At 42.7% G+C, this 19,306-nt stretch carries 16 protein-coding genes; 13 read left to right on the top strand and 3 right to left on the bottom strand.

Translation table 11 applies throughout. The features are described 5' to 3' along the window. The first annotated feature begins 1 nt into the window (after position 1). The 10 genes from nuoH to E3D81_RS16220 all read left to right on the top strand — a co-directional run bounded on the left by nuoH (position 2) and on the right by E3D81_RS16220 (position 11,914). Complete coding sequence (nuoH, locus tag E3D81_RS16265) at positions 2-1,042, top strand: NADH-quinone oxidoreductase subunit NuoH (RefSeq protein WP_134778242.1); 1,041 nt, start codon at positions 2-4, stop codon at positions 1,040-1,042. A 10-nt stretch (positions 1,043-1,052) separates the two neighbouring features. Further along, positions 1,053-1,580: a NuoI/complex I 23 kDa subunit family protein gene (locus E3D81_RS16260; protein WP_099364987.1), complete on the top strand. Its 528-nt coding sequence runs from the start codon at positions 1,053-1,055 to the stop codon at positions 1,578-1,580. Positions 1,581-1,583: 3 nt separating this feature from the next. Further along, positions 1,584-2,087, top strand: a complete 504-nt coding sequence (locus E3D81_RS16255) for an NADH-quinone oxidoreductase subunit J (protein ID WP_099364986.1) — start codon at positions 1,584-1,586, stop codon at positions 2,085-2,087. Continuing rightward, positions 2,080-2,409, top strand: coding sequence for an NADH-quinone oxidoreductase subunit NuoK (gene nuoK / locus E3D81_RS16250; RefSeq protein ID WP_099364985.1), 330 nt, complete (start codon positions 2,080-2,082; stop codon positions 2,407-2,409). Before E3D81_RS16255 ends, nuoK begins: the two co-directional genes overlap by 8 nt. A 27-nt stretch (positions 2,410-2,436) precedes the next feature. Then, positions 2,437-4,359, top strand: a complete 1,923-nt coding sequence (gene nuoL, locus E3D81_RS16245; RefSeq protein ID WP_134778241.1) for an NADH-quinone oxidoreductase subunit L — start codon at positions 2,437-2,439, stop codon at positions 4,357-4,359. 19 nt (positions 4,360-4,378) lie between these two features. Continuing rightward, the gene (locus tag E3D81_RS16240; RefSeq protein WP_134778240.1) at positions 4,379-5,827 is read left to right on the top strand and encodes a NuoM family protein; all 1,449 of its coding nucleotides are present in this window, start codon (positions 4,379-4,381) and stop codon (positions 5,825-5,827) included. Positions 5,828-5,847: 20 nt separating this feature from the next. Then, positions 5,848-7,230 carry an NADH-quinone oxidoreductase subunit N gene (locus E3D81_RS16235; protein WP_134778239.1) on the top strand — a complete coding sequence of 461 codons (1,383 nt, stop codon included), beginning with the start codon at positions 5,848-5,850 and terminating at the stop codon, positions 7,228-7,230. 201 nt (positions 7,231-7,431) lie between these two features. Continuing rightward, positions 7,432-9,891, top strand: coding sequence for a DUF5686 family protein (locus E3D81_RS16230; RefSeq protein ID WP_167554355.1), 2,460 nt, complete (start codon positions 7,432-7,434; stop codon positions 9,889-9,891). A gap of 61 nt (positions 9,892-9,952) precedes the next feature. Further along, positions 9,953-10,729 carry an enoyl-CoA hydratase/isomerase family protein gene (locus E3D81_RS16225; protein WP_134778237.1) on the top strand — a complete coding sequence of 259 codons (777 nt, stop codon included), beginning with the start codon at positions 9,953-9,955 and terminating at the stop codon, positions 10,727-10,729. A gap of 126 nt (positions 10,730-10,855) precedes the next feature. Further along, a complete protein-coding gene (locus tag E3D81_RS16220) occupies positions 10,856-11,914 on the top strand; it encodes an AI-2E family transporter (protein ID WP_134778236.1) in 1,059 nt (352 codons plus the stop codon). Positions 11,915-11,930: 16 nt separating this feature from the next. Here E3D81_RS16220 and E3D81_RS16215 read toward each other — a convergent pair whose 3' ends face one another. Further along, positions 11,931-12,575 carry a 4'-phosphopantetheinyl transferase family protein gene (locus E3D81_RS16215; RefSeq protein ID WP_134778235.1) on the bottom strand — a complete coding sequence of 215 codons (645 nt, stop codon included), beginning with the start codon at positions 12,573-12,575 and terminating at the stop codon, positions 11,931-11,933. A 338-nt stretch (positions 12,576-12,913) separates the two neighbouring features. Between E3D81_RS16215 and dcd the strand changes: the two genes are divergently transcribed. Next, complete coding sequence (gene dcd / locus E3D81_RS16210; RefSeq protein ID WP_134778234.1) at positions 12,914-13,450, top strand: dCTP deaminase; 537 nt, start codon at positions 12,914-12,916, stop codon at positions 13,448-13,450. Positions 13,451-13,463: 13 nt separating this feature from the next. On the opposite strand, the gene E3D81_RS16205 is transcribed toward dcd, so the two are convergent. Then, positions 13,464-15,074: a M20/M25/M40 family metallo-hydrolase gene (locus E3D81_RS16205; RefSeq protein ID WP_209023081.1), complete on the bottom strand. Its 1,611-nt coding sequence runs from the start codon at positions 15,072-15,074 to the stop codon at positions 13,464-13,466. 98 nt (positions 15,075-15,172) lie between these two features. After that, positions 15,173-16,825, bottom strand: coding sequence for a glucose-6-phosphate isomerase (pgi, locus tag E3D81_RS16200; RefSeq protein ID WP_134778233.1), 1,653 nt, complete (start codon positions 16,823-16,825; stop codon positions 15,173-15,175). 88 nt (positions 16,826-16,913) lie between these two features. Here pgi and E3D81_RS16195 point away from each other — a divergent pair, with 88 nt between their 5' ends. Together E3D81_RS16195 and prfB are read left to right on the top strand one after the other, a co-directional pair. Further along, positions 16,914-18,161 carry a chloride channel protein gene (locus tag E3D81_RS16195; RefSeq protein ID WP_134778232.1) on the top strand — a complete coding sequence of 416 codons (1,248 nt, stop codon included), beginning with the start codon at positions 16,914-16,916 and terminating at the stop codon, positions 18,159-18,161. 26 nt (positions 18,162-18,187) lie between these two features. After that, positions 18,188-19,271 (top strand): peptide chain release factor 2 gene (gene prfB / locus E3D81_RS16190; RefSeq protein ID WP_134778231.1). Its coding sequence is split into 2 segments (ribosomal slippage): positions 18,188-18,247 and positions 18,249-19,271, totalling 1,083 coding nucleotides; the frame shifts between segments, so codons are not numbered across the junction. Positions 19,272-19,306: the final 35 nt, after the last annotated feature.

The raw sequence follows: 19,306 nt of genomic DNA, 5'->3' as shown, positions 1-19,306 counted from the left end.
AATGGATACAGCCTTTATTATTGAAAAATTAATATTAGTAGTCATTGTATTTGTCATCACGTTGGTGATCGCTATGTACTCTACCTTGGCCGAGCGTAAGATCGCCGGTTTTATGCAGGATCGTCATGGTCCGGATCGTGCAGGGCTCTTCGGGATACTTCAACCATTATGCGATGGTGGTAAATTCTTCTTTAAAGAAGAGATTATCCCTGCAGGTGCACATAAATCCCTGTTTATTCTTGGTCCTACCCTGGCCATTATCACGGCCTGTATCAGTTCGGCAGTGATTCCGTGGGGACAGACCCTAACCATCGGTGATCGTTCAATCTTATTGCAGGTAGCAGATGTAAACATCGGCGTATTATACATTTTTGGGGTTATTGCCTTAGGTGTGTATGGTATAATGTTAGGAGGATGGGCATCAAACAATAAATTCTCTTTAATGGGAGCTATCCGTGCAGCATCTCAGAGTATCAGTTATGAGATTGCGATGGGACTTTCCATCATCGCTTTATTGATGGTTACCCAGACTTTATCCATTGGAGAAATCGTAGCACAGCAATCAGGCTTTGTCAATTGGAATATATGGGCACAACCTTTAGGATTCTTGATTTTCATGACCTGTGCATTCGCTGAATGTAACCGCGTGCCTTTTGACTTACCGGAGTGTGAGACCGAGTTAGTAGGTGGTTACCATACAGAATATTCGTCCATGAAATTAGGATTGTACATGTTCTCGGAGTACATCAATATGTTCGTTTCATCATCCCTGATGGCGGCTTTGTATTTCGGAGGCTATAACTTCCCATTCATGTATGATTTAGGTCTTTCGGAAAACTGGATCACCATTATCGGTACCCTGGTTTTCTTCCTTAAGATATTTGGTTTTATATTTTTCTTCATGTGGATCCGTTGGACCCTTCCGAGATTTCGTTATGATCAATTGATGAATCTAGGATGGAAGATGTTGATCCCATTGGCCATTGCGAACATCGTATTGACCGGGATCATCACGATTGTGAAGGATACATATTTTAATTAGCGGGGGTATTATGCAGTCATTATCGAATAGAAAAAAAGTATTAGAACAAAAACCGATGAGCTTTTGGGAGCGGATCTATCTTCCTGCGATCGCCAAAGGCTTATCCATCACCATAAAACACTTCTTCAAGAAGATCCCTACGATCAAGTATCCGGAGGAGATCCGTCCTTATTCAAAGAACTTCAGGGGACAGCACTCCCTAAAACGCGATGAATTAGGAAGAGAACGTTGTACCGCTTGTGGTCTTTGTGCCTTGTCCTGTCCGGCCGAGGCCATTACTATGACCGCTGGTGAAAGACAAAAAGGAGAAGAGAACCTTTACCGAGAAGAGAAATACGCCGTGGTATATGAAATAAACATGTTGCGCTGCATTTTCTGTGGTCTATGTGAAGAGGCATGTCCGAAAGAGGCCATTTATCTGGATGGAAAACATGTTACAGCCGATTATTTAAGAAAGGATTTTATTTATGGTAAGGACAAATTGTTGGAACCAAAATTTGATATCACCAAATTGTCTTCATCAACATCAAATAATTAACCTATGACTATTTTTTATTTTGTAGCCTTTTTGTCCATTTTCTTTGCGTTGATGACCATCTTCACAAAGAATCCGGTACATAGTGTGCTATATTTAGTAATTACATTTTTCACCTTTACCGTTCATTATATCTTATTGAATGCCCAGTTCCTGGCTGTGGTCAATTTTATTGTGTACATGGGAGCCATAATGGTATTGTTCCTTTTCGTACTGATGCTTTTGAACCTGAACAAGGATACGGAACCTATGAAATCCAATTTGGTGAAGTTCATGGGCGCTATTGCAGGGATGTGTCTATTGGCTACCTTCCTAGGAGCATTCAAGGTAATAGAAACAGATAATGGGATGGTGCAAGCGCACGAGAACATCGGTTTGGTGAAGAACCTGGGTAAGGTATTGTTCAGCGATTTCTTACTTCCATTTGAGATTTCCTCTATCCTGTTGTTGACAGCGATGGTAGGAGCGGTATTATTGGCTAAAAAAGAACCAAGAGTAAAACATGGATAGTCTTTTTCAAAATATGCAGGGGATTCCCATGAATCATTATTTGATTTTCTGCAGTATTATTTTTGTCATTGGGGTTATTGGGGTGCTGATCCGCAGAAATGTGATCATCATCATGATGTCTATTGAGTTGATGCTGAACTCCGTGAACCTTTTGTTAGCGGCCTTTTCGGCCTACAGTGGAGACCCAAGTGGACAAGTGTTTGTATTCTTTATCATGGCTTTGGCCGCGGCGGAAGTGGCGGTTGGTTTGGCCATCATCATTATGGTGTACAGAAACACAAAATCGGTGGATATAGAATCCCTTAGTAAATTAAGGTGGTAGTATTAGAATATTAGATTGCTATTAGATATGATTGAATTAATTTGGACAATACCTTTAATACCACTTTTGGGATTTGTGGTCTTGGGATTATTGAGAAATCAACTTCCTAGACCTGTAATTGCCGTTATTGGTTGTGGGGTGATCCTGGGATCCTTTTTATTGAGCTGTGGAATCTTTAAGGAGGTATATGATGCAAGACAATTAGGAGAGAGTGGCGTATTCTCGAAAGAGATCTTCAATTGGTTTACCGTAGGTAGCTTTAGTTTGAACCTGAGCTTTTTGGTAGATCCATTAAGTGCCATCATGTTATTGATCATTACAGGAGTAGGGTTTTTGATACACCTCTATTCTTCCTGCTATATGTTGCATGACGATGGTTTTGGAAAGTATTTTTCCTACCTGAATCTATTTATCTTTTTCATGTTGCTGTTGGTATTGGGCTCCAATTACCTGGTGATGTTCATCGGCTGGGAAGGGGTTGGACTATGTTCTTACCTATTGATCGGTTTCTGGTTCAAGAACAGTAGCTATGCCAAAGCAGCTAAGAAAGCATTTGTGATGAACAGAATCGGTGATCTGGGTTTCCTGATCGCGATATTCTTTATCCTGGCGAATTTCGGTTCCTTGGAATACAGCGAAGTATTGCCAAAGGCGGCTTTATTGCCGATGGGCGATAGTTTGCTGCTGGTGATTACCTTATTGCTATTTGTGGCAGCTACAGGTAAATCGGCTCAGATTCCATTGTTTACCTGGTTACCGGATGCGATGGCTGGTCCGACCCCGGTTTCTGCCTTGATCCACGCCGCGACGATGGTTACAGCGGGTATCTATATGATCGCCAGATCCAATATCATGTTTACCCTTTCACCAATCACCATGCAGGTCATTGCGATTATCGGGGTAGCTACAGCATTGATCGCTGCTTTCATTGCGATCACACAAAACGATATCAAAAAAGTATTGGCCTATTCTACGGTTTCGCAGTTGGGCTATATGTTCTTAGGTTTGGGAGTGGGTGCTTTTACGGGCGCATTTTTCCACGTATTGACCCATGCCTTTTTCAAAGCCCTGTTATTCTTGGGTGCCGGTTCTGTTATCCATGCCATGAGCAGTGAACAGGATATGCGCTCCATGGGCGGTTTGAAGAAAGCCTTGCCGATTACCTTCATCACCATGATGATCGGTACAGTGGCGATCGCCGGTATTCCACCGCTTTCCGGTTTCTTCTCTAAGGATGAGATCTTGGCCTATGCCTTTGTGTCCAACCCTGTTTTCTGGGTCTTAGGTTTCTTAGGGGCACTATGTACGGCCTTTTATATGTTCCGTTTGATGTACCTGACTTTCTACGGAAAATTCCGTGGTACCAAGGAACAGGAGCATCATTTACATGAATCGCCTTGGCAGATGACCCTTCCATTAATCATCTTGGCAATCTTATCGTTTGTAGGCGGAGCATTGAATATCCCAGAAGCTTTAGGAGGCGGACATTGGTTGAAAGAATTTTTAAGTCCGGTATTTGCGCAGACCAATGCAGTGGCTACGCCATTTGAACTGTCGCACAGTACCGAATATATCCTGATGGCGGCTTCGGCTATTGGAGCTATCATCATGGCTTTCGTAGCTTATCAGAAATACGTGAAGAAAGAAGATATCCCTCAAGCTGATGGAGCAACCGAACAATCCGGTCTATACAAACTATCCTACAACAAACTGTATGTGGATGAATTGTACGCCGCGTTATTTGTAAAACCATTGAACGGCCTTTCGAAATTCTTCCACCGTATAGTGGAGAAATCAGGCGTTGATGGTTTGGTAAATGGCATCGGAGATTTATTCGTTTCTTCGGGCAAAGGCGTTCGCCAATTACAGAGCGGACATGTAGGGTTTTATATTTTCATGATGGTGATTGGAGTTATTGCCTTCATGCTTTACGGATTATTTACAATCTAGAACAGAATTTTAGGAATCAATGGATAACCTTTTTATACTGCTTTTATTACCTGTCGTAAGTGCCATCATTTTGGCATTTATGAAATCAACATCTGCAAAATGGGCAGCATTTGTATTGGCCTTGCTACAATTGGGCTTGACCATACCATTTATCTGCAATTTTGTACCAGATGCCAGTGTACAGTTTTCACAATCCTGGAGCTGGATTTCCAACTTGGGCATTAACTTCCATGTTGGATTGGATGGCATCAGCCTACCGATGTTGATCTTAACCAATGGGTTGATCCCGTTGATCATCCTGGCGAGTTTCGGACATCAGAAAACTGGAAATTTCTATGCCCTGATCTCCTTTATGCAGGCTGGTTTGGTCTTGGTATTTATTTCTTTGGATGCTTTCTCCTTTTATATAGGATGGGAAGCTGCCTTAATACCGATCTATTTTATCTGTGCCTTATGGGGCGAGGGCGATCGTATCCGCATCAACATGAAGTTTTTCGTGTATACCTTCTTCGGAAGTTTATTGATGTTGATCGCCATCATCTATCTATACCAACAATCAGGAACGAAAGATCTTTCATGGACTACCCTGACGCAATTAAGCTTAACAGAAGGATCTCAACGTTGGATATTCTGGGCATTCTTTGCGGCATTTGCCATTAAGATTCCTTTGTTCCCATTCCATTCTTGGCAGCCTGATACCTACACCCATGCACCAGCAGCGGGAACCATGCTGTTATCAGGGATAATGTTGAAAATGGGTCTTTTTGGATTATTGCGTTGGTTACTTCCTTTGGTACCTGATGCCGTAGCGAGCTATGGTATGGTGGCCATGATCATGAGTTTGATCGGAGTAGTCTATGGTTCCATCATCGCTTTCAAGATGAATGATGCGAAACGCTTGATCGCCTATTCATCCATTGCGCACGTAGGTCTAATTTCTGCTGGTATTTTCTCCTTCAGCCAAGAAGGTTTGCAAGGTGCGGTTCTTCAGATGATCAACCACGGTATTTCGGTGGTGGGTCTTTTCTTTATCATCGATGTGATCCAACAGCGATTGGGCACGAGGGATCTAAAGGAATTGGGAGGATTAGCGACAAAGATGCCTATTTTAGCCATCTGCTTTCTGATCATCCTAATGGGAGCTATCGGCTTACCATTGACCAATGGTTTCATCGGTGAATTCTTATTGTTGAAAGGGATCTTCTCTACAGCCGAGCATGGCGTTTGGTATGCCGTAATCGGAGGTACGACCCTGATCTTTGGAGCTGTCTATATGTTGCGCTTTTTCCAAAAAGCCATGCTGGGAACTGCTCAAAAGGATGTTTTGGATATTCAGGATGTAAGAGGATATGAAGCGTTATTGCTGATCATCATCAGTGCCTTGGTTATTATTATCGGTGTTTTCCCGAACTGCCTATTGCATCTTTCGGAAGCATCGGTAAGTCAATTATTACAACAAATTAAATAAAACAGGATTAACAAGATATTATGAGTGCGATTATCACACTTTCTCTATTAGGTATACTTATTTTGTATTTGGGTTTGTACAAGGCCAAAAATGCATTGTTGCCTGTTAGCATTTTAGGATTGGTTGCAGCTTTAGGCTTAGAGATCTATGCTTGGAACCAAACGGCAGAACCATTGTACAAAGGTATGGTCTTATTTGACCATTTTGCACTTTCGTTTTCCATTGTCTGTATTTCATTGACCATTCTTATCCTATTCCTTTCCAAGGAGTACTTTAAAGCGATCTCTGATAATATTGCAGAATATTATACCCTGATCCTCTTTTCCCTGACCGGTGCTTTGATGGTATGTTCCTACCATAATTTTGCGATGCTGTTCATTGGGTTAGAGATCATGTCCGTAGCCTTATACATATTGGTGGGTATCCGCAGAAAAGACAAAGCTTCGAATGAAGCTTCCCTGAAGTACTTTTTGATGGGTGCATTCTCCACCGGTTTCTTATTGTTCGGTATTGCCCTATTGTATGGTTCAACAGGTTCATTTGACCTGGCGGCCATCAAACAATATATCTTAGATAATCCAACCTCTGTTTCGCCGATGTTCTACGCGGGGATCCTGTTGTTGTTGGTAGGTCTATGTTTCAAAGTAGGTGTGGCTCCTTTCCACTTCTGGACGCCAGATGTGTATGATGGGGCACCGATCTTGATCACCAGCTTTATGAGTACCGTGGTGAAGATTGCCTCTTTCGCAGGTTTCTTACGTCTGTTCAGTACCGTATTGGTTCCATTGAACGAATTCTGGACTCCTGTGTTGATGACCGTAGTGATCATTACCCTTTTCGTTGGTAATATCTCGGCCTTGATGCAGACCAGCTTTAAGCGTATGATGGCTTATTCCAGCATTTCCCAAGCGGGTTATATGTTGTTTGCCATCCTTTCCATTGGACCTAATTCTGCCTCTGGTATCCTGACCTATTCCATGGCTTATGGCTTGGCATCCGTGATCGCTTTTGGTGCTTTGATCCTGGTGAAGAGACATGTGGGTTCGGACCAATTTGAATCCTTTAATGGATTGGGAAAAACAAATCCAGGTTTGGCATTTGCCGTAACCGTGGGTATGCTATCCTTAGCTGGTATTCCTTTGACCGCTGGTTTTATCGGTAAGTTCATGATGTTCAGTAATGTGATGAATGATTACCATACCGTCTTATTGGTATTGGCGGCAATCAATGCTGCGATAGGGGTTTATTATTACCTACGCGTGGTGGTGCACATGTATTTTATGAAACCATCCGAAGAGCCTGTGGTAAGTTTACCAATTAATTTCAAAGTGGTGTTTATCGTTGCAGTGATTTTAACTATCATTTTAGGTGTCTATCCGAATGCAGTAATCGCACTGATCTAGCTACTTAGTCTTCAGAATTAAATTAAACAGAATATTTTGGGAAAGCACAACATAAAAGTTGTGCTTTTTTCGTTTAATAATTTGAACTTTCACAACAAATTGTATCTTTATAAAGTTCCAGTTTTTATTATGAGGAGTGTCCGATTCTTTTGGGTTTTTTGTGTTTTTTTAGGCGTTCTATGCACTGCATGGGGCAACTTGATGGCGCAATCCCTCATTACGGGCAAAGTGGTAGATATGGAAACAGGGAAGGCCATTGCGGGTGCAACGGTAACCAACCTAAACAGTAGGGAAGCCACTTCCACCGATAGTTTGGGTATCTTCCGATTAAAACGCCCTCAATCTTCCAATAATTTTCTGTTTAGGGCCCTAGGCTATAAAAACCTACGGACTCCTGCGGTTTTGGATTCCCTCCCGGATTCCATCGCTTGGGTCATCGAATTGGATCCAGACGAAAATTCCATCGAGGCGATTACCATTACCCATCGGGGAAAATACAGCAACAGGAACAATAAAGCGGTTGAGCTGATCGACTTGGTGATCCGCCATAAACATCAGAACCGTCTGACCGGAAAGGATAGCCTGCAGTTTCAACAATATGATAAACTGAAGTTCGGCTTTGTTGATCCTAAACCGACCATTCGTAAAGGTATCCTGGACCTGAAGTTTCTTTTTCAGAACATCGATACCCTCAGTCAGCCTGGAAAGAAATTATTGGCGATGTACCAGGAGGAAAGCAACGCCCATGTGTATGGGAAAAAGAACCCATCAAAATTCAAGAAACAGATATATAGCCAGAAGAAAACGGAGTTTGACCAACGCTATATCAACAATCCCAACATTCAGGAATTCATGAACTATATGTTCCAGCAGGTAGATGTCTACGATGAATCCATTTATCTCTTGAATAAACAGTTCTTAAGTCCGATTGCAGACAATGGGAAGCTCTTTTATAAATATTATGTGGTAGATACCATTTTCAACAAGGAAGGGTATTTCATCAAGTTGGATTTTGAACCAAGGAATACGCAGGACCTGCTGTTTTCGGGGACTTTGGAGATCAGTATGGATGGATCCTATGCGGTAAAGCAGGCTAATCTGAAGCTGAGCAGGAATGCCAATGTGAACTGGATCAAGGAGGCAGAGATCAAATTTCATTATCGGAAGGATGCCAGTGGGGTGATGCTTTCGGATACGACCAAAACATTTTTTACCCTTGGTGTCGGAAAATCAGAAACCCTATTTGCAGAACGTTTCAGTATTAATGACTCCTATAAGCTGAATGCGGCATTTCCAACGGGGGTATTTCAGGGTGCTCCAGTGGAGGTCTTAACCACTGCTGATGAAGTGGTCCCTGAAAGACCCGTCGCCCTGAATATTTACGAGAACAAAACCTATGAGAACATTGAGACCTTAAACAATAAGAAGAGTTTTAAGTCGATGTTGGCTGTGGGTTATCTGATTGCCCAAGGTTATTATAATTTGGGGATGTTTGAATTAGGTCCTTTGGAATACCTATATAGCAGGAATAATATTGAAGGCAACCGCTTTCGTTTAGGTGGTCGAACCACGCAACTGTTGACCGATAAGGCTTATTTTGAAGGTTATCTGGCTTATGGATCGGATGATGCCCGGTTCAAATATTTCCTGAAATCTGCTGTTACGCTGAATGGAAAATCGGTCGTGAACTTTCCTGCCCATTACCTGGAAGCATCGGTTCAAAATGATATCCTGGAGCCAGGCATGCAGATATCCTATCTGAAAGGGGATAGTTTCTTCCGTTCGATAAGGAGTAACCGCCCTACCAAATGGTTTGATACCCGTGGCTACCAGCTCCAACATGTCATCGAGTTTGGAAACCATGTGAGTGTGACTTCCGGTTTTACCCATATGGATAGGCAAACCGTTGGTGATCTTCGCTTGGAAAGTTCTGCAGATCCGAATCAATTGTTGACCAATATTTCGACCAATGAAGTCCAAGTTGATCTGCGCTGGGCGCCCTATGAGAAATTCTACTATAGAAATTTGACCAGAAACACCATCAAAGAAAAACATCCGGTATTCAATTTGAAATATACCCATAGCTTGGATGGTTTCTGGAACAGTAATTACAAATATGAGAAATTGGTTGCTTCTGCTTCCAAGCGTTTTTTCCTGAACCAATTGGGGTTTGCGGATGTACGTTTGGTCGGAGGGAAGATCTGGGGAACTCTACCTTATCCGTTGTTGGAAATCCCTAATCTCCGACAGAAGGATGACCGTCATAAGATTGATTTCGATATGATGAATTCTATGGAATTTGTTGCCGATCAATATGTGAAATTCAGTATTGACCATGAACTTCAGGGATTTCTGTTCAATAAGATCCCTTTGATCAAGAAATTGAATCTAAGAGAGGTATGGGGGGCTCAGATGTTCTACGGTAAATTGAGCGATCGCAACAACCCATACCTGAGTGATGAGGTAGTACATTTTGACAGGGATGCCGATGGGCAATTATTGACCTATGTGTTGGATCGCGCACCTTATTGGGAAGGAACTGTCGGAATTGATAATATCCTGAACGTATTGAAGGTGGAATACGTGAAAAGATTGACCTATGAGGATGCTCCACGGGCCAGAGGAGACCGCTTTCGAGTATCCATCAATATTAATTTTTAAAACTAAAAGGAGCATATCCTTGATATAGATTTTAATTGTTCACAAACTATTCATTAATAATATGGAGAATTTTCAAAATATTGTCGTGGAGATTGTTGATCAGACTGCAGTGGTCCGCATCAACCGCGAGTCGAAATTAAATGCACTCAATAAAGAAACCATCGCTGAGCTTAAGCATGCCGTAGCATCACTCGCTGAAAACAATGAAGTGAGGGGCTTGGTGCTAACAGGCACTGGCCCTAAGGCTTTTGTAGCGGGAGCAGATATTCAGGAATTCTTGGAAAAATCCAAGGCAGAGGCGATGGAGCTCTCGGCTTTTGGCCATGAATTGATGGATCGATTGGCGAATTTTCCAAAGCCGGTCATTGCTGCCGTCAACGGTTTTGCTTTAGGTGGTGGTTTGGAGTTGGCGATGGCTTGTCATATCCGTATTGCCTCATCGAACGCTAAAATGGGCTTGCCCGAAGTCTCTTTAGGACTGATCCCTGGCTATGGGGGAACCCAAAGGTTGCCCCAATTGGTTGGAAAGGCAAAAGCCTTGGAAATGATGTTAAGTGGGGAGATGATCGATGCCGCAGATGCGTATAAGTGGGGTCTGGTGAATAAGGTGGTGGAGCAGGAGGTTTTAATGGAGGAAGTGTTTGCTTTGTTGAATAAGATGTATGCCAAATCGCGGAATGCCATTGCAACCGCAATTGAAGTGGTCAATACCGGGTTTGATGCAGAGCAGGATGGTTATAAGGCAGAGATCAATGCATTTGGTCAGTGCTTTGGTTCGGATGATTTTAAGGAGGGGGTTTCTGCCTTCTTGGAAAAAAGAAAGCCTGATTTTAAATAAGAAAGATTAAAAATTATATAAACCATCAAAAATTAGGTAAGCGGCAACAAACAAAAAGGCTTTATAAATTGTATCTATTCTTACAGTTTTCAATTATTACCATTATTTAATTTTTAAGGTCATTTTATGAGTTTAAATGATGTTTTTTCACAAAAGGAACGGAATATCATTATTCTGCTTATCATTATTGTTTTAGGTGGGATAATCCTATATGCCACTTCCGGTATATTCGGTGCTTTTCTGGGCACAATGGTAATGTATACCCTTTTCCGAAATCTCAACATTTTTTTCATTGAGAAATGGGGCTGGCCAAAGCCCTTATCTTCTGTGGTGATCATTGTTATCTCGATCTTCATCATCGTCCTCCCATTCGTAGGTATAGGGAAAATGTTGTTCGATAAAGCGATCGAACTGCAGCAAAATCCGCAATGGATACAACGAACGATGGATGCAATAGATAAATTTGCAGGAGATAAACTCGGACAACCTGACCTTATCGAAAAGCAGCTGGAGGCCAGTTCGGCCTATGCGGGTAAACTACTGACCTCTACCCTTAGTGGGGCCGCGAATGTGTTCCTTGAAGTCACTGTCATGTATTTTCTATTGTACTTCCTTTTTGTCAATTATAAAGGCTTTGAGGGGAGTATCGTCCATTACATGCCTTTTGATGATGAGAATGCCGTAGTATTTGGCGAGGAACTGAAGAACATCACCTATTCGAATATTATTGGACAAACTTTCATTGCCATTGTTCAGGGCTTGTGCCTGGCCATAGGCTTTTACATCTTTGGTGCCAAAGACCCCATATTCTGGGGGGTAATCTGTGCTATTCTTTCCTTCATTCCTTTGCTTGGTCCGCCATTGATCTTTGTGCCTGCAGCCGTTATTCTTTTAACAGAAGGCCACAACTGGCAAGGGATTGGCCTACTGATCTGGGGATTCGGCCTGGTGATCAATATCGATAATGTGCTACGTTTGGTAATTGCGAAAAAAGTAGGTGATATACATCCCATTATTACCGTTGTCGGGGTAATTATCGGTATTCCTCTGTTTGGGTTGATGGGGCTTGTGTATGGACCTTTGTTATTGGCGTATTTTCTGATTGCCGTTAGGATCTATAAAAGCAATAAAAGGCTCTCTTTGAAAAAGGATCAATTGCAGGAAACCTTGAATGAGGCGCCTTAGATTTAGATGGTAGATCTCATTCTTCCTCTGTCACGTACCCGAGCATGTATTCATTAAAACGTTCATAGAATACCCGGAATGGCGTTTGCTCACCATCTTTTTGAAGCCAAAGTCTCATGGTTCCTTGGGGGTGGTAATTGAATGGTAGGATGCGCATGTCTTCCAAAAAGGAGACTCCTTTATTGCCCTGAAGTTTATATACGGCTTCTTTTGCACACCAACAGGCATACAGCTGGTCAATTTCATCTGCTGGCTTAATGAACCCCAATTCATCAGGCTTAAGGAATTTGTTCTTGATACGGACAACCTTTTCCTTAACGATCTCCAGGTCGATCCCACACCTCCCTTTCAGGCTCAGCATTACCCCTGCATAATCATAGGAATGGGTCAGGGAAATCTCATAAGGAAAATCGGGAAGATAGGGTTTGCCATTACCATCCGAAGGACAATTGATGTAATCCGGTGTCTGCAGCAAATATCTCAACAAAACCCTTGTCGCCAACCAATGTAAACTACGTTTTCCCTTCGCCAAACTGCGGAGTTTTGCTCTCTCGCGGTCATCCAACTGCAGAAAGCTCACCAGTTCTTCCTCTGATTCTTCAATTTTCCATAAGGCGATGCGACTGTTTTCGTCGAGTTCTTTGAGATATGCTAGGGCCATATGCAAATATAGCTGTTTTAGTATTTAGATCGAGGACTGATGGCCTATTGATTTTTAGTCGATAACCTTTTAATATCTATTCGAATGCATGTGTATAAGTTTGGTTCATTCTGAGAATAGGACGAAAGTAATGTAAAAGTATGTGTTTTATTACCGGGCGCCTATTTTGGGCTTTTACATTGGTTTGGCCATACTTGAAGCTCGATTGCAGTTCGAAAAGAGGGTTTGACGATAAGGAAACGGCATGGAAATTCTTAGAACAGCATCTCCTATTGTCAATGCTGTTGCGAATGTGTATTTTTGAATCCCGCTTAATGGCAGGGTATTAGCTCAAACTTATGATTTTATCGGATAAAAGGATTTTAGAGGAGATAGACAAAGGAAGTATTGTCATCGAACCATTTGATAGGAAGTGTTTAGGGACCAATTCCTATGATGTGCATTTAGGTAAGTACCTTGCTACGTACAAAGATGAGGTGTTGGATGCAAGGAAACACAATGAGATCGACCATTTTGAGGTCCCTGCAGAAGGTTATGTTCTGATGCCTGGAACCTTATACCTTGGCGTTACACTGGAATATACTGAGACCCATGGCCATGTCCCATTTTTGGAAGGGAAATCCAGTACAGGTCGGTTAGGGATTGATATCCATGCTACAGCCGGAAAAGGGGATGTAGGTTTCTGCAATACTTGGACCTTAGAGATTTCAGTAGCCCAACCGGTGCGTGTATATGCAGGCATGCCGATCGGGCAGTTGATTTATTTTGTTGTGGAAGGTGAAATCGAAACTTTTTACAACAGTAAAGGAAATGCCAAATATAATAGCAAAACCATCAGGCCAGTAGAAAGCATGATGTGGAAAAATGCCTTTTAGTTCGTATTTCTTATTAATACCCCACCCCGGATCTTCTTGGTTGTCTGATGGCAGGCCAGTCAGCTGGTTTCCCATCAGGACCTTTCGGTAGAATCCTTTTTTCCCGGTTTACCAATTCTGGTTCTTCGGAAGCTTTATAGGTGAGCACGGCCGTTAAGATCACATTGGAGATCAGATCATCAAAAACCAATTTATCGTAGGTATCCAAGTTGGTATGCCAGGTATTATTGAAATATCCCCATGATAGGGAGCTCAACATAAATCCCGGTACTCCGGCAGCCACAAAAGAGGCATGGTCAGATCCTCCACCACCGGGAGAACCTGGGAAGTCTGTTTTGATATCCTTGGTCACTTCACGTGGAACAGCCGCTAACCATCTGCCCATAAAATCATAGGCATGTACAAATCCAGAACCATTGATGTTGGCTACCCGACCTGTTCCATTGTCCAGGTTGAATACCGCTTGTGTCTTTTCGATAATGGCTGGATTATCCAATACAAAGGAGCGCGATCCATTTAGTCCTTGTTCTTCGCTTCCCCAAAGACCGATCAGGATGCTGCGTTTCGGGTTGGGTAATACTTTTTTCAAAACACGCGCAACCTCCATCATGGCAATGGTTCCTGTGCCGTTATCTGTAGCGCCGGATCCACCTTCCCAAGAGTCTAAATGGGCGGAAAGAATGATGTATTCATCTGGGAATTGAGATCCTTTTATTTCAGCTATGGTGTTGAAGGAAGGGACATTTCCGAGATGTTTTGAGGAGGTTTCTACCTTAATCTTTGGGGCATAGCCTTTTTCTGCCAAACGGTATAACATCCCATAATCTTCTAAAGAGATGTCAAGGGAAGGAACTTTATGCGATCTTGCACCGAATATCTTGTTTGCTCCGAATTCCATGGACCAGTAGCTTGTCAGGATGCCCACTGCTCCCGCTTCTTCCAAAACGGAAGGAATGGAATTGGTTTGCAGGCCTGTTGCCCTGATGCGGGCGTTCCAGGCCCGGTTCAAGGAATCGCGATTTTTCTGCATTTTCTCGATCGATTCTGGAGTTCCAAATTCTTTCCAATTGGCATCTGGGCGTCCGGTAGGTTGCGGCATGGATATCATGACGTATTTTCCTTTGACCTGAGGTAGCCATTGGCGGAAAGAAATGGAATCTTTAATGTCCGGTAACGCAATAACTTCTGCCTCGACCGCTTTTCCTTTGGTTGTGGGGCTCCAGGCAAGTTGGGTTCCCGCCAAGGATTTTGCACGAGGATGGGTCATATCGATATGGGAGATCCCCCTTTCCCAACCATGCCATTCGCCAAATTGTTGGTTCCTGGCTTCAATTCCCCAATTTTGGAAGGTTTTCAATGCCCATTCATTGGCTTTGGTCATTCCTGGAGTTCCGACCAAACGCGGGCCTACCACATCCAACAGCTCAAAAGCCAATTGTTCCAATTGGGAATTCCCTTTGGCTTCCTGAACGATTTTTTCAACGATAGGGTCTAATTTTTGCGGAGCCATCTGGCCACGCTGTGCGGATGCAGGGTTGATGAATCCTGCGCCAGTCAAGGTCAATCCTGTAAAAAGGAAAACAGTGGAAACCCGCCTGACGCGGAATATAAATTTTGTAATCATAATGGTTAGAATTTGGGTAAACCCCTAATTTCGCCAAAATAATTCGCTAAAGCAAAGCATATCCGATCTGTTAAGCTAACGACCTTATTTTCAATGTATTACCCCATTCTCCAAGCTTTGTATTGATTGATCAAGGCATTGGTAGAAGAGTCATGGCTACTGATTTCTTCGTTCCCTTTCAATTCTGGAAGGATTTTATTGGCCAATTGTTTTCCAAGCTCCACACCCCATTGATCAAAACTGAAAATATTCCAGATCACCCCTTGGACAAAAATCTTGTGCTCATATAGTGCGATCAGCGTGCCAAGGGTCTTTGGTGTTAGCTTCTTGATCAGTATGGAATTGGTAGGTCTATTGCCTTCAAAAACCTTGAAGTTTTTCAATTCATCAATCTCACCTACCGATTTACCAGCATTTTTTAATTCTCCGACCACCTCTTCTTCGCTTTTGCCATTCATCAATGCCTCTGTTTGGGCAAAGAAATTGGATAGTAAAAGCTCCTGGTGGTTGCCAAGTGGATTGTGGGAGATGGCGGCCGCAATAAAATCACAGGGGATCATTTTTGTTCCCTGGTGGATCAATTGGTAGAAGGCATGCTGACCATTAGTGCCCGGCTCTCCCCAAATAATAGGTCCGGTTTGATAGTCCACCCGATTACCATTTCTATCGATATATTTGCCATTACTTTCCATATCGCCCTGTTGGAAATAAGCCGCAAAACGGTGCAGGTATTGGTCATACGGTAAGATGGCGTGGCTTTCTGCATCATAGAAATTGTTGTACCAGATACCCAACAAAGCCATGATTACAGGAATATTGCCTTCAAATTCTGTGTTTCTAAAATGCTCATCAGCTTCGAAAGCACCTAAAAGAAGGGATTCAAAATTGTCATACCCTACGGAAAGGCAGATGGATAGCCCGATTGCGGACCATAAGGAATATCGGCCCCCTACCCAATCCCAGAATCCGAACATGTTCGCCGTGTCAATCCCAAAATCGGCCACTCCCTTTTCATTCGTGCTCAAGGCAGCAAAGTGTTTCGCCACCTCCGTATCCTCGGCTCCAGTCTCAAGGAACCATTCCTTTGCTGAATTGGCATTCGCCATGGTTTCTTGGGTGGTAAAGGTCTTTGAAGCAATCAAAAACAAAGTGGTCTCGGGATTTAGGTTCTTTAAAGTTTCAGCAATATGGGATCCATCAACATTGGAAACAAAATGCACGTTCAATCGGGTCTTGTAAGCTCTTAAGGCCTCTGTCACCATGACCGGACCTAGATCTGAACCTCCGATGCCTATGTTTACAACATCCGTTATATCCCGTCCGGTAAAGCCCTTCCATACTCCTGATATCACGCGGTCTGTAAAATCCTTCATCCTCGCCAATACTTCGCGGACCTGGGGCATCACATCATTTCCATCGACAAGAATCGGGCGATCGGATTGGTTTCTCAGCGCCGTATGTAACACCTCCCTTCCTTCTGTCTCGTTGATTTTTTCTCCATTGAACATCGCCTCGATAGCATCTTTCAATTGACATTCTCTTGCCAATTGCATCAACAGTGCCATGGTCTGCTCATCGATTCTGTTCTTGGAATAATCAAAAAGGATATCTCCGAGCCGTATGGAGAATTTATGAAAACGCTGGGGATCTTCCGCAAAAAGTTCCTTAAGGCTTTTTTCGTTGATGTCGATATAATGATCTGCTAAATATTTATAAGCTTGGGTGGTCGTAAAGTCTATTTTTGGTAACATATGTCGATTGATTTTCTTCAAATATAAGGATTAACAGCCTATCAATGGACAATTTTGTAGTATCTTTGTTCTATCAATTACATTTCAAATGTATAGAAAAAACATTATTTTGAATAATTGGGGCAAACTCATCGCTTCCTCCATGCTAACTGCTATCATCTGTTCTATATTAGCACTTTCCTTAAAGCATTTTACAGAGTTTTTTGAAGAAACGGTATTCCATTTTGTTGAACAACGCAACACCTGGCTCTTTATCCTATTGCCCACCATTGGTACCACCGCGATATATTTTTTGCGTAAATACCTATTTCAAGGAAGAAAAAACAAAGGGATCACCGAGATATATAAAACATTATATGCCCGACGGGAGCATCTTCCTTTATTTAAGGTGGCATCCCATTACATCAATGGATTCTTAACCGTTGTCTTTGGGGGTTCAACAGGCGTGGAGGTTTCCACTGTTGTGGCTTCCGCTACTGTTGGGAATGCCATGTACCAGCGAAAAATTGCCGCAAAAAAATACAAGATAGAACTGATCTGTGCAGCTGTCACAGCAGGAGTAGGTGTGTTGTTTGTAAACCCTATGGTGGGATTTCTCTTTTCCATGGAAGTTATCCACCGAGGTTGGACAAAAACAAAAATCATCACCTGTTCTATTGCTGCGGTTGTTTCCCTGTGTATTATCCTGCTTTTTAATGAACAATCGATGTTTCAGGTAGCCGTAAATCATTGGTCCTATAAGGCGATACCCTTTATGCTGTTATTATCCATTTTGGCAGCTTTCTTAGCGGTATATTTCACCTTCATGGTTATTAAGGTGAAATCATTCTTTGGCAATATCAACAATAATTTTGTCCGTGTAAATCTTGGAGCCATTACCGTTGGACTCTTTATATTCGCCATTCCGGCGCTCTATGGCGACAGCTACCATGGGTTAAAAGAGGTGCTGCATGCAGGTACAATCTCTTGGGGAATGTTGATTCTCGTGGTATTATTGAAGCCGATCGCCGCTTCGCTTACCTTGGGTGCCGGTGGAGATGGTGGAGTTTTTGCACCGAGTATCGTGGCTGGAGGATTTCTTGGATTAATGGTCTGCTACTTGGGGAATACCTTTTTTGGTCTTGATTTGGTGCCGATCAACTTTCTGGTCATAGGTGCTGCAGTAGCGCTTTCAGCGGCCATTTTCGCACCTTGGACAGCCGCTATTCTAGCTTGCTCTTTAGCGCCAAATGCGTTCGTTTTGATTGGTCCATTAGTGATCTGCTGCTTTATTTCCTGGCAATTGGCCAAAAAAATTCTTCCCTATAATGTTTATACCTATGAATTTCATAGGTAAGTTCCATTTTATTTTATCTTTGTGATATGACCAAGGAACAAATACAAGACTTGAGGGATCGATTGGCATCCCTGAGGAGGCATCTTTGACATTGATGCCAAAAAAGAAGAGATAGATCGTGATACCCAGATCACGCTTCAACCTGATTTTTGGGATGATCCCAAAGCAGCAGAAAAAGTATTACACGCGATAAAGAACCATAAAGTTTGGACCGATCAATTTGATGCGGTAACGGCTTCTGTGGAAGATACAGGGGTATTGTACGAGTTTTTCCAGGCTGGAGATGCAACGGATAAGGAATTGGAGGAGCAATACCAGATTGCTCTTTCGGATATCGAAGAACTGGAATTCAAGAACATGTTGAGTGCAGAGGAAGATCAGTTGGATGCAATTCTTCAGATCACTGCCGGGGCCGGGGGGACGGAATCCTGTGATTGGGCAGCCATGTTGATGCGTATGTATATCATGTGGGGCGAAAAACACGGTTGTAAGGTAACGGAGCAGGATTATCAAGAAGGAGATGTGGCGGGGATCAAGACCGTGACCCTTCAGTTTTCCGGTAACTTCGCTTACGGCTACCTGAAAGGAGAAAATGGCGTGCACCGTTTGGTCCGTATTTCACCGTTCGATTCCAATGGTAAAAGACACACCTCTTTTGCTTCGGTCTATGTTTATCCCCTGGTGGATGATAATATTGAAATTGAAATCAAGGATTCGGAGATCGAGTGGGATACCTTTAGGGCAGGTGGTGCTGGTGGACAGAACGTGAACAAAGTAGAAACGGCGGTTCGATTGCACCATAAACCAACCGGCATCATCATCAAGAATCAGGAGTCCCGATCACAATTACAGAACAAGGAAAATGCAATGAGGTTGTTAAAGTCCCAATTGTACGAGATCGAGATGCGCAAGCGCCAGGAGGCTACAGCTGCCATAGAGGGCTCCAAGAAGAAGATTGAATGGGGATCCCAGATCAGAAATTATGTACTTCACCCTTACAAGCTTATCAAAGACCTTAGGACGAATGTGGAAACTTCCAACACCCAATCTGTACTTGATGGAGATCTTGACAGTTTCCTAAAAGCCTTTCTCATGGAATTTGGGGGATAAAATTTTGAACCTATTTTTTAAATATTGTCCTTTTA

The organism is Sphingobacterium sp. CZ-2 (genome assembly GCF_004526235.1).
GTDB classification, from domain to species: domain Bacteria; phylum Bacteroidota; class Bacteroidia; order Sphingobacteriales; family Sphingobacteriaceae; genus Sphingobacterium; species Sphingobacterium tenebrionis.
The sequence above is the reverse complement of the archived record's forward strand: the minus strand, read 5'-3'. Positions and strand labels throughout refer to the sequence as shown.

What these genes read in the sequence shown, in the direction of transcription:
- E3D81_RS16220 (WP_134778236.1), top strand. Translation starts at nt 10,856, where the DNA reads ATGAGTTTAAATGATGTTTTTTCACAAAAGGAACGGAATATCATTATT.
- E3D81_RS16255 (WP_099364986.1), top strand. Translation starts at nt 1,584, where the DNA reads ATGACTATTTTTTATTTTGTAGCCTTTTTGTCCATTTTCTTTGCGTTG.
- E3D81_RS16240 (WP_134778240.1), top strand. Translation starts at nt 4,379, where the DNA reads ATGGATAACCTTTTTATACTGCTTTTATTACCTGTCGTAAGTGCCATC.
- E3D81_RS16215 (WP_134778235.1), bottom strand. Translation starts at nt 12,575, where the DNA reads ATGGCCCTAGCATATCTCAAAGAACTCGACGAAAACAGTCGCATCGCC.
- E3D81_RS16230 (WP_167554355.1), top strand. Translation starts at nt 7,432, where the DNA reads ATGGCGCAATCCCTCATTACGGGCAAAGTGGTAGATATGGAAACAGGG.
- nuoK (WP_099364985.1), top strand. Translation starts at nt 2,080, where the DNA reads ATGGATAGTCTTTTTCAAAATATGCAGGGGATTCCCATGAATCATTAT.
- pgi (WP_134778233.1), bottom strand. Translation starts at nt 16,825, where the DNA reads ATGTTACCAAAAATAGACTTTACGACCACCCAAGCTTATAAATATTTA.
- E3D81_RS16205 (WP_209023081.1), bottom strand. Translation starts at nt 15,074, where the DNA reads ATGATTACAAAATTTATATTCCGCGTCAGGCGGGTTTCCACTGTTTTC.
- nuoL (WP_134778241.1), top strand. Translation starts at nt 2,437, where the DNA reads ATGATTGAATTAATTTGGACAATACCTTTAATACCACTTTTGGGATTT.
- E3D81_RS16235 (WP_134778239.1), top strand. Translation starts at nt 5,848, where the DNA reads ATGAGTGCGATTATCACACTTTCTCTATTAGGTATACTTATTTTGTAT.
- E3D81_RS16260 (WP_099364987.1), top strand. Translation starts at nt 1,053, where the DNA reads ATGCAGTCATTATCGAATAGAAAAAAAGTATTAGAACAAAAACCGATG.
- E3D81_RS16225 (WP_134778237.1), top strand. Translation starts at nt 9,953, where the DNA reads ATGGAGAATTTTCAAAATATTGTCGTGGAGATTGTTGATCAGACTGCA.
- dcd (WP_134778234.1), top strand. Translation starts at nt 12,914, where the DNA reads ATGATTTTATCGGATAAAAGGATTTTAGAGGAGATAGACAAAGGAAGT.
- E3D81_RS16195 (WP_134778232.1), top strand. Translation starts at nt 16,914, where the DNA reads ATGTATAGAAAAAACATTATTTTGAATAATTGGGGCAAACTCATCGCT.
- nuoH (WP_134778242.1), top strand. Translation starts at nt 2, where the DNA reads ATGGATACAGCCTTTATTATTGAAAAATTAATATTAGTAGTCATTGTA.